General features: G+C 76.5%; 13 protein-coding genes and 2 pseudogenes. 6 read left to right on the forward strand and 9 right to left on the reverse strand.

Annotation, left to right across the window (positions count from 1 at the left end; all coding sequences use genetic code 11):
• The first annotated feature begins 37 nt into the window (after positions 1-37).
• On the forward strand, positions 38-334 hold the full coding sequence (locus ACWFNE_RS05060; RefSeq protein ID WP_034629095.1) for a WhiB family transcriptional regulator: 297 nt from the start codon (positions 38-40) through the stop codon (positions 332-334).
• A 273-nt stretch (positions 335-607) separates the two neighbouring features.
• On the opposite strand, the gene groES is transcribed toward ACWFNE_RS05060, so the two are convergent.
• Positions 608-904, reverse strand: coding sequence for a co-chaperone GroES (gene groES, locus ACWFNE_RS05065; RefSeq protein ID WP_452121375.1), 297 nt, complete (start codon positions 902-904; stop codon positions 608-610).
• A gap of 245 nt (positions 905-1,149) precedes the next feature.
• Between groES and ACWFNE_RS05070 the strand changes: the two genes are divergently transcribed.
• The 4 genes from ACWFNE_RS05070 to ACWFNE_RS05085 all read left to right on the forward strand — a co-directional run bounded on the left by ACWFNE_RS05070 (position 1,150) and on the right by ACWFNE_RS05085 (position 4,582).
• On the forward strand, positions 1,150-2,403 hold the full coding sequence (locus ACWFNE_RS05070) for a THUMP-like domain-containing protein (protein WP_452121376.1): 1,254 nt from the start codon (positions 1,150-1,152) through the stop codon (positions 2,401-2,403).
• Positions 2,400-3,545: a glutamate--cysteine ligase gene (locus ACWFNE_RS05075; protein WP_452121377.1), complete on the forward strand. Its 1,146-nt coding sequence runs from the start codon at positions 2,400-2,402 to the stop codon at positions 3,543-3,545. Before ACWFNE_RS05070 ends, ACWFNE_RS05075 begins: the two co-directional genes overlap by 4 nt.
• Before the next feature lie 132 nt (positions 3,546-3,677).
• Positions 3,678-4,046: a PadR family transcriptional regulator gene (locus tag ACWFNE_RS05080; RefSeq protein ID WP_452121378.1), complete on the forward strand. Its 369-nt coding sequence runs from the start codon at positions 3,678-3,680 to the stop codon at positions 4,044-4,046.
• Positions 4,043-4,582, forward strand: a complete 540-nt coding sequence (locus ACWFNE_RS05085; RefSeq protein WP_452121379.1) for a hypothetical protein — start codon at positions 4,043-4,045, stop codon at positions 4,580-4,582. The genes ACWFNE_RS05080 and ACWFNE_RS05085 overlap by 4 nt, the downstream gene beginning before the upstream one ends.
• Positions 4,583-4,717: 135 nt before the next feature.
• Here the strand turns inward: ACWFNE_RS05085 and tsaD are convergent, their stop codons facing one another.
• From tsaD to ACWFNE_RS05125, 8 genes and pseudogenes are all read right to left on the reverse strand, one after another.
• Positions 4,718-5,776, reverse strand: coding sequence for a tRNA (adenosine(37)-N6)-threonylcarbamoyltransferase complex transferase subunit TsaD (gene tsaD, locus ACWFNE_RS05090; RefSeq protein ID WP_452121380.1), 1,059 nt, complete (start codon positions 5,774-5,776; stop codon positions 4,718-4,720).
• Positions 5,777-5,941: 165 nt separating this feature from the next.
• Positions 5,942-6,793 (reverse strand): annotated as a pseudogene (locus tag ACWFNE_RS05095) (sulfurtransferase); the annotation flags it as partial.
• 147 nt (positions 6,794-6,940) lie between these two features.
• Positions 6,941-7,375, reverse strand: a pseudogene (gene rimI / locus ACWFNE_RS05100) (ribosomal protein S18-alanine N-acetyltransferase); the annotation flags it as partial.
• A complete protein-coding gene (gene tsaB / locus ACWFNE_RS05105) occupies positions 7,372-8,100 on the reverse strand; it encodes a tRNA (adenosine(37)-N6)-threonylcarbamoyltransferase complex dimerization subunit type 1 TsaB (RefSeq protein WP_452121381.1) in 729 nt (242 codons plus the stop codon). The gene tsaB and the pseudogene rimI, both read right to left, overlap by 4 nt.
• A gap of 44 nt (positions 8,101-8,144) precedes the next feature.
• Positions 8,145-8,702 carry a tRNA (adenosine(37)-N6)-threonylcarbamoyltransferase complex ATPase subunit type 1 TsaE gene (gene tsaE / locus ACWFNE_RS05110; RefSeq protein ID WP_452121382.1) on the reverse strand — a complete coding sequence of 186 codons (558 nt, stop codon included), beginning with the start codon at positions 8,700-8,702 and terminating at the stop codon, positions 8,145-8,147.
• Positions 8,699-10,012 carry an alanine racemase gene (gene alr, locus ACWFNE_RS05115; protein WP_452121383.1) on the reverse strand — a complete coding sequence of 438 codons (1,314 nt, stop codon included), beginning with the start codon at positions 10,010-10,012 and terminating at the stop codon, positions 8,699-8,701. The genes tsaE and alr overlap by 4 nt, the downstream gene beginning before the upstream one ends.
• Positions 10,013-10,198: 186 nt before the next feature.
• Positions 10,199-10,813 carry a nucleoside/nucleotide kinase family protein gene (locus tag ACWFNE_RS05120; RefSeq protein WP_452121384.1) on the reverse strand — a complete coding sequence of 205 codons (615 nt, stop codon included), beginning with the start codon at positions 10,811-10,813 and terminating at the stop codon, positions 10,199-10,201.
• Complete coding sequence (locus ACWFNE_RS05125) at positions 10,810-12,408, reverse strand: bifunctional ADP-dependent NAD(P)H-hydrate dehydratase/NAD(P)H-hydrate epimerase (RefSeq protein WP_452121385.1); 1,599 nt, start codon at positions 12,406-12,408, stop codon at positions 10,810-10,812. The genes ACWFNE_RS05120 and ACWFNE_RS05125 overlap by 4 nt, the downstream gene beginning before the upstream one ends.
• A gap of 237 nt (positions 12,409-12,645) precedes the next feature.
• Here ACWFNE_RS05125 and ACWFNE_RS05130 point away from each other — a divergent pair, with 237 nt between their 5' ends.
• Positions 12,646-13,632 carry an LLM class F420-dependent oxidoreductase gene (locus tag ACWFNE_RS05130; RefSeq protein WP_452121386.1) on the forward strand — a complete coding sequence of 329 codons (987 nt, stop codon included), beginning with the start codon at positions 12,646-12,648 and terminating at the stop codon, positions 13,630-13,632.
• Positions 13,633-13,695: the final 63 nt, after the last annotated feature.

Consider the following 13,695-nt stretch of genomic DNA (forward strand, 5'->3'; position numbering starts at 1 on the left):
GACCCCCGCCGGCGCACAGCTCGTCAAGGAGGACCTCATGGCTGAGATCTCGCGCTTGCCCGGACCGGTGATGGACCTGTGGGAGTGGCAGTTCGAGGGCGCCTGCCGCGACGCCGACGAGAACCTGTTCTTCCACCCGGAGGGTGAGCGCGGCTCGGCCCGCCGTCGCCGCGCGGAGGCCGCCAAGGCCATCTGCGCCACGTGCCCCGTGCTCAAGGAGTGCCGCGAGCAGTCGCTCGCCGTCCGCGAGCCGTACGGCGTCTGGGGCGGGCTCTCCGAGGACGAGCGTGCCGCGATCCTCGCCCGGCCGTCGACGCGCCAGGCCGCCGTCTGACGCACGCGCCGCACCCGCACGACCGCCCGCTCACCGCGGGCCCACGTCGCCGAAGCCCCTCCTGGTTCTGCCGGAGGGGCTTCGTGCATGTCCGGGCCCGCTGGGCTCCGCGCCGAGTCGGGCCACGGGCACGCACGTCGCCGGCCACGACCCGCGGCTCGCACGCCCCGGCGCGCTCGGCCCTTGGCGATGCGTTCGACCCGTGCACGACGAAGCCCCTCCCGGCCAGGCCGGGAGGGGCTTCGTCACGCGGTCAGCAGCGCTGACCGGGCGTCAGCTGACGACGACCGCGAGGATGTCGCGCGCCGAGAGGATGAGGTACTCCTCGCCGGAGTACTTGACCTCGGTGCCGCCGTACTTGCTGTAGATGACCTTGTCGCCCACGGCCACGTCCAGCGGGACGCGGTTGCCGTTGTCGTCGACGCGACCGGGACCGACCGCCAGGACCTCGCCCTCCTGGGGCTTCTCCTTGGCGCTGTCCGGGATGACGAGACCGGACGCCGTGGTCTGCTCGGCCTCGAGGGCCTTGACGACGATGCGGTCCTCGAGCGGCTTGATGGAGACCGACACAGCGGACCTCCCCTTCGCATGTGAGTTCTTCAGTGATGTCCAGGACGCACCGTGTGGCTCGCCCGTCGTCGCGGGTGCCGGGGAGCCGGCCGGTGCTGCTGGCACACTCGACCTGAGAGTGCCAGCGCGCCTCACTCTAGGAAGCGGTTAGCACTCGGTCAAGGCGAGTGCCAGACCGGTGCGGCGGCCCGGCCTGCGCGCCACGCCGGGCAGCCCTGCCGGAGCGGGCGTGGAAGGATCGCCGCATGGACGCCACCGGCCTCGCCAAGCTCCTGAGCCCGACGGGCTGGGCGCTGCTGAGCGCCCTGCCCCCCTACGACGAGCACCGCGCGATGGCCCTGTCGGAGCGGCTGCGCAAGGAGGGCGTCGACGCCGAGCTCGTGGCCGCCGCGCTCACCCAGTCCCGGCTCCGGGCCAAGGCGCACGCCAAGTTCGGTGACTTCGCCGACGGCATGCTCTTCACCCCCGCGGGCCTCGAGCAGGCGACCCGGCTCGTCGTCGCCGCGCACCACGCGCGCCGCTACACCGCCGCCGGGATCACCAAGGTCGCCGACCTCACGTCGGGCGTGGGGGCCGACTCCATGGCGTTCGCGAGCATGGGGCTCACGGTGCTCGCGACCGACGTCGACGAGGTCACCGCGTCGGTCGCGACCGTCAACCTGCGCCACTTCCCCGAGGCCGAGGTCCGGCACGGCGACGGGCTCGTGACCGACTTCGCCGGGGAAGGCGTCGACGGGCTCTACGCCGACCCCGCACGGCGCACCTCCTTGGGCAGCCGGGTGTTCGACCCGAACGCCTACGCGCCCTCGCTCGACGCCCTGCTCGCGCTGCGCGCCACCGTGCCGTCGCTCGGGCTCAAGCTCGGGCCCGGGCTGCCGCACAGCGCGCTGCCCGACGACGCCGAGGCGCAGTGGGTCTCGGTCGACGGCGACGTCGTCGAGGTCGGGCTCTGGTTCGGCCCGCTCGCGCCCGAGGGGCCGGGCCGCAGCGCGCTCGTGCTCGGCGCCGGCGGCACGCACGTGCTCCGCAGCGGACCCGACGGCCCGCCGGTCCCCGACGTGGGGCCTGTCGGCGGCTACCTCTACGAGCCCGACGGCGCCGCGATCCGCGCCGGGCTCGTCGGCGAGGTCGCCGCGCGCGTGCACGGACGGCTCGTGGACCGCACCATCGCCTACGTGACGTCCGACGCGCTCCACGACAGCCCCGTCGCCACCGCCTACCGGGTGCACGACACGCTGCCCTTCGGCCTCAAGCGGCTGCGCACCTACCTGCGTGAGCGCGGCGTCGGCCGCCTCACGATCAAGAAGCGCGGCACCGCGGTCGTGCCCGAGCAGCTCCGGCGCCAGCTCGACCTGCGCGGCCCGCACGAGTCGACGATCGTGCTCACGCGCGTCGCCGGGACGCAGCAGGTGCTCGTCGTCGAGCCGGTGCTCTCGACCGGTGGGGGCGAGCAGACAGCCGGCGGCGACGCGGCCGGCTCGGGAGAGGACCGCGCATGAACCGCCTCGAGCTGCCGTTCGCGCGGTCGGCGCGCTCGTCGGTCGGGCTCGAGTGGGAGCTCGCGCTCGTCGACGCCGACTCGGGCGACCTGCGGCAGGTCGCCCAGACGGTGCTCGACGCGGTGCGGCCCGCGGACGGCCGCGAGCACCCGGCGATCCGCCAGGAGCTGCTGCTCAACACGGTCGAGGTCGTCTCGGGCGTGTGCCGGACCGTCGGGGAGGCCGGCGCCGACCTCGCGCGCGCGATCGAGGAGGTCCGCGCGGTCACGGACCCCCTGCGCGTCGAGCTCATGTGCGCGGGCACGCACCCGTTCGCGCGGTGGGCGCAGCAGAAGGTCACCGACAAGCAGCGGTACGCGACGCTCATCGACCGCACGCAGTGGTGGGGCCGGCAGATGCTCATCTACGGCGTGCACGTCCACGTCGGCATCGAGGACCGCGCCAAGGTCCTGCCGATCTCGCGCGCGCTGCTCACGTGCTTCGCGCACCTGCAGTCGCTCTCGGCGTCGAGCCCGTTCTGGGGCGGGCGCGACACGGGGTACGCGTCGAACCGTGCGCTGATGTTCCAGCAGCTGCCGACCGCGGGCCTGCCGTTCCAGTTCGAGCGCTGGGAGCAGCTCGAGGACTACGTCGCCGACATGCTGCACACGGGCGTGATCGACGCGTTCGACGAGGTGCGCTGGGACGTGCGGCCGTCGCCGCGGTTCGGCACGATCGAGACCCGCGTGTGCGACGGCGCCTCGAACCTGCTCGAGGTCACGGCGCTGGCGGCGCTCACGCACTGCCTCGTCGAGCACTTCTCCTCGATGCTCGACCGCGGCGAGGCGCTCCCGACGATGCAGCCCTGGTTCGTCCAGGAGAACAAGTGGCGCTCGGCGCGCTACGGCATGGACGCGATCGTCATCGTGAACGCCGCGGGCGACGAGGAGCTCGTGACGGACGCGGTCGAGCGTCTGCTCGTCGAGCTCGCGCCGGTCGCGGAGCGGCTCGGCTGCACGGCGGAGCTCGACGCGGTGCGCGTCATCCTGCGGCGCGGGGCGTCGTACCAGCGCCAGCGCGCGGTCGCCCGGCGGCACGGCGGCGAGCTCGACGCGGTGGTGGCGGCGCTCGTGGCGGAGATGCGGGCGGGCCGCCCGCTCTGACGGCGGCGCGACGGCGCGTGCCGACCGCGCACGTGCCGGGGGCCCCGACGGCCGTGAGCTCCTCACCGACCCGACCCAGGTGAGCCCTTCCCGCTACTTGGTTATGCCGACTAGTGGGTATAACCTGACTCCGTGCCCACCGCTCCCCGAGATCCTCAGCTCCTCAAGGGGGTGCTGCCGATCCTCGTCCTGACGCTCCTCGCGGAGCACGAGTCCTACGGCTACGAGCTCGTGACCCGGCTCCAGGCGGACGGACTCACCGACATCACCACCGGGACCGTCTACCCCGTGCTGACCCGGCTCGAGCGCGACGGGCTGATCGCCTCACGGCTCGTCGCGTCCTCCGCAGGCCCGGCCCGCAAGTACTACGTCCCCACGCCCACGGGCACCACGGAGCTCGACGACGCCGTGACGGCGTGGCGCGAGCTCGTCGCCACCGTCGACGCCGTGCTGACCCGGGCCCTCCCGGGCACCCCCGCGTCCAGCAAGGAGTCCCCATGACCGTCACCGCCCCCGCCCGGCTCGGCCTGCGCGACCGCCTCCGGCGCGACTGGTACCGCCTGCGCTTCGAGCTCGCGATGCAGGACTACCCCCCGAAGGAGTACCGCCGGATCGCCCGGTCCCTCGTCACCGACATGGACGCCGCCGCGGCGGACATCGGCATGGAGCGGGCCCTGGGCGACCTCGGCTCGCCGCGTCGCCTCGCCGCCGGCTACCACGCGGAGCTCGGCCGCGAGCGACCGCGTTACTGGGACGGAGGCCTCGTCCTCGGCCTGGTGCTCCTCGGCGCATGGGTCTGCCTGCTCGCGTACTGGGGCGGAGCGGTCGACACCCTTCTCGCCCAGGGCGGCGGGACCGTGACGCTGAAGCACCTCGGCGCGCCGACGACGGTCACCGCGACCGACGACGAGCTGTCGCTCGGCACGAGCCTGACGCTGCGCGGCGCGCTCCTCGTCGGAGGTCTCGCCGCCGTCGGCTTCGCGCTGGGCTCGCGGCTCTGGCGGCTCCTGCCCCGTCGCACGGCGCCGGCGGAGTGAGGCGGGCGCCCTCGTCGGCCGTCCGCCCCCGCCGACCCGCTTCCGTCGACCCGCTTCCGTCGACCCGCTTCCGTCGACTCGGGACAGTCGACCCGCAGCGGTCGAGGCGGCACGGCCGGCGTGCGCTCCCGAAGCTCAGACCAGGACCTGCGTGAGCGGCATCGAGGAGTCCACCGCGAGGTCCAGCGACGAGGCCGGCAGCCCGCGCCGCACGACCGCCGCGCCGAGTGCCGCGATCATCGCGCCGTTGTCGGTGCAGTACCGGATCGGCGGGATGCGCAGCTCGATGCCCGCCTCGGCGCAGCGCTTCGCGGCCATCTCGCGCAGCTGCGAGTTCGCCGAGAATCCACCGCCGACCACGAGGGTCGACACGTCGTGCCGGCGGCACGCGGCGATCGTCTTCGCGGTCAGCACGTCCGCGACGGCCTCCGCGAACGACGCCGCGACGTCCTCGAGCGGGAGCGGCTCACCGGCGTCCTGCCGGGCCTCGACCCAGCGCGCCACCGCCGTCTTGAGCCCCGAGAAGGAGAAGTCGTAGGCGTGCGCCGCCTGGTCCTTGGGCGCGGTCAGTCCCCGCGGGAAGCGGATCGCCGTCGGGTCGCCGGTGCGCGCGAGCCGGTCGATGTGCGGGCCGCCCGGGTACGGGAGCCCGAGGAGACGGCCCACCTTGTCGAACGCCTCGCCCGCCGCGTCGTCGAGCGTCGACCCCAGCTCCGTGACGCCGGTGACGACGTCGTCGACGAGCAGCAGGCTCGAGTGCCCGCCGGAGACGACGAGCGCCATGACCCGGTCCGGGAACAGCCCGTCGACGAGCTCGTCGACGGCCGCGTGCCCGATCACGTGGTTCACGCCGTACAGCGGGACGCCGAGCCCGAGCGCGAGCGCCTTCGCCGCCGACGCCCCGAGGGTCAGGGGCCCGACGAGCCCCGGGCCGGCGGTCACCGCGACCGCGTCGACGTCCGTCAGCGCGACCCCGGCCTCGTCGAGGGCACGCTCGATCGTCGGCACCATCGCCTCGAGGTGGGCGCGCGAGGCGATCTCCGGGATGATCCCGCCGAACCGTGCGTGCTCGTCCATCGAGCTCGCGACCGCGTCGACGAGCAGCTCGCTGCGGTCGTCGTGCGCGCGCACGAGCGCGACCCCCGTCTCGTCGCACGACGTCTCGATCCCCAGCACGAGCGGTCCACCAGACATGCCGCCCAGGATAGGCGGCGCGCGGGGCGCTCCTGCGCCGGCCGCCGTGGTGGTGGCGGTGGCGGTGGCACGCCCGCCCGACAGCCCACCGACGCGGCCGCCCACCGGTGCCGCCGCACACCGGCCCGGTAGCGCCTCGGCAGGCCCGAGCACGAGCCCGCCGCGTCAGCCGGGCTCGGGACCCGTCGCCGCCGGACGGTCGGGGGCGCTCGACCACTGCGACCAGGAGCCGGGGTAGAGCCGGGCCTCGACGCCGATCGACGCGAGCGCCGCGACCTCGTGCGCCGCGGTGACACCCGACCCGCAGTACACGGCGACGTCCCCCGAGCCCGGGTGCACACCGAGCGCCGCGAAGCGCTCCCGCAGCGCGCCGGCCGCGAGGAAGCGGCCGTCGGGGCCGAGGTTGCCCGCCGTCGGCGCGCTCAGCGCGGCCGGGACGTGCCCGGCGCGGGGGTCGACGGGCTCCACCTCGCCGCGGTACCGCTCGGCGGCGCGGGCGTCGAGCAGCGTCCCGGTGCGCGCGAGCGCGGCCGCCCCGTCGGCGTCGACCGTCGGGAGCCGTCCCGCCGAGAGCACGACGTCACCGGGCCCGGGCACGACGTCGCCCTGCTCGAGCGCTCCCCCGGCGGCGACCCACGCGTCGAGCCCGCCGTCGAGCAGCCGCACGTCCGCCCCACCCGCCCAGCGCAGCAGCCACCACGCACGCGCGGCGGACATCCCGCCGACCGCGTCGTAGGCGACGACCGGTGTGGTCGCACGCACGCCCCACCGGCGGGCCGCGGCCTCGAGCGCGGGGAGGTCCGGCAGCGGGTGGCGGCCGCCCTGCGGGGTCGGGGGCGCGGCGAGCTCGGTCTCGAGGTCGACGTACACGGCGCCGGGGACGTGGCCCGCGCGGTGCTGCTCGGCGCCGTCGGACCGCCCGAGCGCCCAGCGGACGTCGAGCACGACCGGGCGTGCGTCGTCGTCCCGCGCGAGGAGCGCGGCGAGCTCGGCGGCAGTGACGAGGACCGCGGACCGGGCCGCGGCGGGCTCGGCGTCGGACCCGTCGTCGTCCGCATCCGCAGCCGGACCGGCACCCGCGCCCGCAGCCGCACCCGCAGCCGCACCGACCTCGACCGCGTCCGCAACGGCGGCGGCGTCGAGCGCGAGACCCATCGTCCACGCGTCGACGTTCTCCGGCTGGTAGTACCCGCGGCGCCGGCCGAGCCGCTCGAAGCCGGCGCGCTCGTAGAGCCGGAGCGCGGGCTCGTTGTCGACACGCACCTCGAGCAGCACGCGCACCGCGCCGAGCGCGCGCGCCCGGGCCAGGAGCTCGTCGAGCAGCAGGCGCCCGACGCCCTGTCCCTGGTGGGTCGTCGCCGTGCCGATGGTCATGACCTGGGCGTCCTCGCCGTCGAACCACAGCCCTGCGTACCCGACGACCTCTCCACGCGCGCCGCGCGCGGCGACGTACCAACGGTCCTCGCCCGCGATCTCGTCCGCCAGCGACGCGAGCGACCACGCTCCGGCCCCGAACAGCTCGCGCTCGAGCCGGGCGAGCACGGGCAGGTCCGTCGCCACGAGACGGTCGAGGGTGACGCCCGGGTGCCCGACGGTCATGCCAGCGCGCGCTTGCGCTCGGCGGGCGGGACGGCGTCGGGCCGGCGCAGGTAGAGCGGCTCGGACGGCAGCAGCGTCCCCGCGGGCGCGGCGGCGAGCCGGGCGAGGGCCAGGCGTGCGAGCACCGCCGGGTCGGGGTCCGTGGGTCCGTCGGCGGCGGGCGGGAGCTCGGCCGCGTACTGCTGGGCGCCGCGGCCGACGACGACCGCACCGGCCGCACGACCCTCGGCGGAGACAGCGGCGGCGCTCGCGACGGACGGGCCGGCGACGAGCTCGACGAGCGCACCGGCGCCCGGGGCGCCGTCCGCAGCCGGGCTGGGCGCGGTGACCCGGTAGCGCGCCCAGTACACCTCGCGACGCCGGGCGTCGGTCGCGACGAGCACCTCGTCGCCGGCCGCGAGCCGGAGCCGGTCGGCGGCCTCGGCTGCGAGCGCGTCGAGGCTGCTCACGCCGTGCACCGGCACCCCCAGGGCCAGCGCGAGCGTCCGCGCCGTGACGAGCCCGACGCGCAGCCCGGTGTAGGGCGCCGGCCCCGTGCCCGCGACGACCGCGGTGACCTGGGTCCGGTCGACGCCGGCCTCGGTCAGGACGGCGTCGATCATCGGGGCGAGGAGCTCGGCGTGGTGGCGCTGCTCGGGGGCGGACCACGCGACGAGCGTGCGGCCGGCCGCGTCGATCAGAGCGACGGCGACGGAGCTGGACGTGTCGAGGGCGAGGACGGGCACGGGTCCAGCATCCCATCCCCGCCCGGGTGGCCGCGGGCCGGGACTCAGTGCGGCAGCGCGACCCCGGCCCACCGCTCGCCCACGGCGGTCACCGTGACGGTCCGCACCCCGGCGGACGGGTCGTCGTCCGACCCGGTCGCTGCGTCGCCGCGCGGTCGGCGCAGCGCGACCTCGAGCCGGTCCTGGGCGAGCGCCTCGACGAGCCCCTCACCCCACTCGACCACCGTCACGGACTCGTCGAGGCTCTCGTCGAGGTCGAGCGCGTCGACCTCGTCGAGCGAGCCGAGCCGGTACGCGTCGACGTGCACGAGGGACGTGCCCGTCGTCGTCGTCGCCCGCCCGCCCCCGGCCTCGCCGGCGGCCGGCCCGGGCAGCGGCGGGTGCACGCGCGCGATGATGAACGTCGGCGAGGCGACCTGCCCCCGCACGCCGAGCCCGGCGCCGATGCCCTGCGTGAGCGTCGTCTTCCCGGCGCCGAGGTCGCCGGTGAGGATCACGAGGTCGCCCGCCCGCAGCACGCCCGCGAGCGCCCGGCCGTACGCGCGCGTCGCGTCGGCGTCGGCCAGCTCGACGAGGACGCGCTGCTCGCCCGCCCCGCTCACCGGCCGGCCCGCGCGGGCTCGGTGGTCATGGGACGGTCGGCCGTCGGAGCGGCGGACGGCGGGGGCGGCGGCGGTGCGTCCCCGGCGCCGGGCACCGTCCGCCCGCCGGGTGCGCCGGACGCGGCGAGCGCCGTCCCGTCCGCAGCGCCGTCCGCCGCGCGCTCGCTGTCGACGTGCACGCGGGGCACCCGCGCGCCGAGGCGGGTCACGATCTCGTAGCTGATGGTCCCCGCGGACCGCGCCCAGTCCTCGGCCGTCGGGCCACCGTCCGCGCCGGTGCCGAACAGCACGACGGGGTCGCCCGGCTGCTCACCCGCGCCCGGGCCGAGGTCGAGCACGACCTGGTCCATGCACACCCGACCGGCGATCGGCACGCGCCGCCCGCCCACGAGGACGGGCGCGCCGGGGTGCCCGTCGCTGCCCGACGCGTGGCGCGGGATGCCGTCGGCGTACCCGACCGGGACGACGCCGAGCACCGTGCGGGTCGACGTCGTGTAGGCGTGCGCGTACGAGACGCCCTGGCCGGCGTCCACGGTCTTCACGGTCGCGAGCTCCGCCTCGAACGTCATCGCCGGGACGAGCCCGTAGTCCGCGGGGCCGCCGAGCTGCGGGACGGGCGAGAGCCCGTAGACCGCGATGCCGGGGCGCACGAGGTCGTAGTGCACCGCGGGGCTCGTGAGCGTCGCCGCGGAGTTCGCGAGGTGGCGCACCTCGAGGTGGGCGCCGCGGGACTCCGCGAGGCGGACGGCGTCGGCGAACACCTCGGCCTGCGCGAGGACCGTGGGGTGCGCCGGCTCGTCGGCGAACGCGAGGTGCGACCAGATCCCGACGAGCTCGACCGCACCCTCGGCCTGCGCGCGGAGCGCGGCGTCCAGGACGTCCGGGAGGTCCGCGGGGGTCAGGCCGTTGCGGCCGAGGCCCGTGTCGACCTTGAGGTGCACGCGCGCGGTGCGGCCCGTGCTGCGCGCCGCACCGGCGACCGCGTCGAGGGCCCACGCGCCGGCGATCGAGACGTCGACGTCCGCCTCGAGCAGCGCGTCGAACGGGGCGCCAGGGGCGTGCAGCCAGGTCAGGAGGCGCCCGCCGACGCCCGCGGCGCGCAGCTCGAGCGCCTCGGCGGCCTGCGCGGCACCGAGCCACGTCGCTCCGCCGGCGAGCGCCGCGCGTGCGCTCGGGACCAGGCCGTGACCGTACGCGTCGGCCTTGACCACGGCCATGACCTGCGCTCGGGGCGCGTGCTGCGCGAGGGCGCGGACGTTCCCGCGGATCGCGGCGAGGTCGACGACGGCACGGGCGGGGTAGTCGCTCACCCGCCCAGTCTCCCACCGGTCGGCGACCGCTCGCGGTCGGTCGGCGTGCGGTCGCCCGTCCGGGGTGGCCCCGGCGGCGACCCCGGACCGCACCGTGCCGATCCTGCCGCGCGGCGCGCATCCCGCTTCCGCTCCGTCCGCCTCGGACGCGTCCCGGCCCGGGGGCCCGACCCGGGGGTCCGGCCGCTAGACCCGGACGACGACGTCCGCGCGTGCTCTCGTCCCGGCGACGAGCCGGGCGTTGCGCTCGTCGGGCCCGTGCGCCCACGCGCGCGCCGCACCCGGGTCCTTGCCGAACCGCTCGTGCCGCGCGACGAGCCGGGCCAGGCGCACGTCGTCGTCCGGCTCCACGAACCACGCCTCGTCGAGCAGCCCCCGCACCGGACCGAACCCCGCGTCGTCGAGCAGCAGGTAGTTCCCCTCGGTGACCACGAGCGGTGTGGTCGCCCGGACCGCGATGGCGCCCGCGACACCGTTGCGCAGGTCGCGCCGGTACTCGGGTGCGTACACGACGTCGTCGCGCGCGTCGCGCAGCCGGCGCAGCAACGCCACGTAGCCCGCCGCGTCGAACGTGTCCGGCGCGCCCTTGCGGTCCGCACGCCCGAGGCGTTCGAGCTCGGTCTGCGCGAGGTGGAACCCGTCCATCGGGACGACGACGCACCGTTCGCCGAACGTCGCGGCGAGCTCCGCGGACAGGGTCGACTTGCCGGCCCCGGGCGCACCCGCGATCCCCAGCAGCTGCCGCCCGCCGCGCGCGAGCAGCCCACGCACGCGCTCCGCGAGCGCATCGGTGAGGATCACGACGCGAGCAGCTCGGCGACGGTGCGCGGGAGCGCCTCGGCGACCGCGAGCGCCGCGACCGGGCCGCCGGGGTTCGCGACGTGCGCCGCACGGCCGTGCACGAGCGCCGCGCACGCCGCGAGCGCCGCGACGAGCGACGGCTCGCCCGGGAGGTCCTGCGCCCGGCCGGCGAGCAGCGCGCCCAGCACACCGGCGAGGACGTCGCCCGCACCGGCCGTCGCGAGCCACGCGGGTCCGTCCGCCTGCGCGTACACGGCGTCGTCCGGCCCGACGACGAGCGTCGTGGCCCCCTTGAGCAGGATCGTCGCGCGGGTGAGCTCGCGCGCACGCCTCGCCCAGCGCAGGGGCTCCGCCTCGACCTGCGCGCGGTCCACGTCCTCGCCGCGGGCGCTCAGCAGCGTCGCGAGCTCCCCGGCGTGCGGGGTCAGCACGACCCACGGGGCGAGCCGCTCGGGCAGCAGGGTGAGGGCCCCTGCGTCGACGACGGCGGGCAGCTCCTGGGCGAGCACGCCCGCGAGCGCGCCGTGCACCCGCTCGGCCTGCGCGGAGTCGGTCGGGTCGACCCCCGGGCCCAGCACCCACGCCTGGACGCGCCCGTCCCCGGCGACGACCTCGGGCCGGTGCGAGACGACGGCCGCGGTCACCCCCGGCGACCCCAGGTAGCGGACCATGCCGACCCCGGCGTGCACCGCGGCGGTGACGGTGAGCACCGCGGCGCCCGGGTACGCGGGGGTGCCGGCGACGACCCCGACGACGCCGCGCGTGTACTTGTGCGCGGACCGGCCGGGCACGGGCCACAGCGCCGCCGCGTCACGGGGCTCGAGCCGCGCGACGGCGGGCCGGGCGTCGCCGAGCTCGAGGCCGATGTCCACGACCTCGACACGACCGGCGTACGCGGACGCCGGCGGAAGGAGCAGCGCGGGCTTCGGGGCCGCGAACGTCACCGTCACGTCGGCGGGCAGCACCCCGCCGGGCGGGCGCGTCGGGGCCGGCCCCGACCCGTTCGACGACCCCGGGCGCGGCACGTCGCCGTCGTCCACGCCGACGCCGCTCGGGACGTCGACGGCCACGACGCACGGGCCGTCGCCGCGTCCGCCCGTGCGCTCGTCGGTCACGAGCTCGCCGAGCAGCGCGAGCACCTCGGCCCCCGGTCCCCGCACCCCGGTCCGCCCGGCGGTAGCACCGATGCCGAGCACGCCGTCGAGCACGACGTCCGCCGTGAACGCCTCGGCGATGGCGTCGCCCGGCCACACCCGCGGCCCGGGGCCCCCGTCGGCGACGCTCACGACGCTGCCGCCCGCGGACCGGAGCGCCGCGAGGCCGCCCTCGTGCAGCCGCTCCGACGTCGCGACCGCGAGCACGCTGACCCCGCGCCGGGCCAGGAGCGCACCCGCGTGCAGGGCGTCGCCACCGTTCTTCCCCCCGCCGGCGAGCACCACGACCCGGCTGCCCGCGACGCGCGCGCGCCGGGCACGCAGCTCCCGCACGACCACCCCGGCGAGCGCGAACGCCGCCCGGTCCATCAGCGGGACGCCCGCGGCGAGCAGCGGCTCCTCGGCGGCGCGGACGTCCACGGCGGTGTAGGCGACGATCACCGGCCCATCTTGGCGGAGTCGGGGGCGCTCCCGCTCGGCAGGCCCGCGGCGGCGAGCCGCGCGACGTCGATCCCGGCGGCGCGCCCCGCGGCGAGCCCAGCCACGAGCCCAGCGGCAGCGGGGTCGCGAGGTGCAGGCCCGCCGCTCGTGGCGCACATCCCGACCCGCCCGTCCGCGGAGCGGGACACCGCCGCGCTCGACGGGCGCGCGCCCGTCCCGGCGGTAGGTTCTGGTCCCATGCGCTTCGGACTCTTCATCCCCCACGGCTGGCGGCAGGACCTCACCGGGATCGCCACGGCCGACCACTGGAACGTCATGAACGGGCTCGCCCAGCACGCCGACACCGGCGACGCGTGGGAGTCCATCTGGGTCTACGACCACTTCCACGCCGTCCCCGAGCCCAACGGCGAGGCGACGCACGAGGCGTGGAGCCTCATCAACGCCTACGCCGCGAGCACGCGCCGCGTCCGCCTGGGCCAGATGTGCACGTGCATGGCGTACCGCAACCCGGCGTACCTCGCGAAGGTCGCCGCGACCGCGGACGTCATCAGCGGCGGGCGCGTCGAGATGGGCATCGGCGCCGGCTGGTACGAGCACGAGTGGCGCGCGTACGGCTACGGCTTCCCGCGCGCCGGGGAGCGCCTCGCGATGCTCGACGAGGGCGTGCAGATCTTCCGGCAGCTCTGGTCGGACGGCACCGCGACCCTCGACGGGAAGCACTACCAGGTCGACGGTGCGCAGCTCTCGCCGCTCCCCCTGCAGACCGACGGCCCGCCGCTGTGGATCGCGGGCGGCGGCGAGCAGAAGACGCTGCGCATCGCCGCGCAGCACGCGCAGTACACGAACTTCGACGGGACGCCCGAGACGTTCACGCACAAGTCCGAGGTGCTGCGTGGGCACTGCGAGGCGATCGGTCGGCCGTTCGAGGAGATCACGCGGTCGTCGAACTACAACGTCGTCATCGGGTCGACCGCGGCCGAGGTCGAGGACCGGCTCGCGTGGGTCGCGGACCACTACGGCCGCACCGTCCCCGCCAAGGCCGCCGAGGTGACCGAGCAGTTCCGCAACGGCCCCCTCGTCGGCACCCCCGAGCAGATCGTCGAGAAGCTCCGCGAGCTCGAGGCGCTCGGGATGACGTACGCGATCACGTACTTCGCGGAGGCCGCGTACGACCGCTCGGGCATCGAGCTGTTCGAGCGCGAGGTCGTGCCTGCGCTGCGCTGACGGCCGGGTCTCGACGCGGGCCGCTCTCCTGCGGGGGGGGGGGGCGGCCCGTGGCGTACCGGG

This window comes from Cellulomonas sp. NPDC055163 (genome assembly GCF_053607065.1).

What these genes read in the sequence shown, in the direction of transcription:
- tsaD (WP_452121380.1), bottom strand. Translation starts at nt 5,776, where the DNA reads ATGTCTGGTGGACCGCTCGTGCTGGGGATCGAGACGTCGTGCGACGAG.
- ACWFNE_RS05075 (WP_452121377.1), top strand. Translation starts at nt 2,400, where the DNA reads ATGAACCGCCTCGAGCTGCCGTTCGCGCGGTCGGCGCGCTCGTCGGTC.
- ACWFNE_RS05070 (WP_452121376.1), top strand. Translation starts at nt 1,150, where the DNA reads ATGGACGCCACCGGCCTCGCCAAGCTCCTGAGCCCGACGGGCTGGGCG.
- ACWFNE_RS05085 (WP_452121379.1), top strand. Translation starts at nt 4,043, where the DNA reads ATGACCGTCACCGCCCCCGCCCGGCTCGGCCTGCGCGACCGCCTCCGG.
- ACWFNE_RS05130 (WP_452121386.1), top strand. Translation starts at nt 12,646, where the DNA reads ATGCGCTTCGGACTCTTCATCCCCCACGGCTGGCGGCAGGACCTCACC.
- ACWFNE_RS05060 (WP_034629095.1), top strand. Translation starts at nt 38, where the DNA reads ATGGCTGAGATCTCGCGCTTGCCCGGACCGGTGATGGACCTGTGGGAG.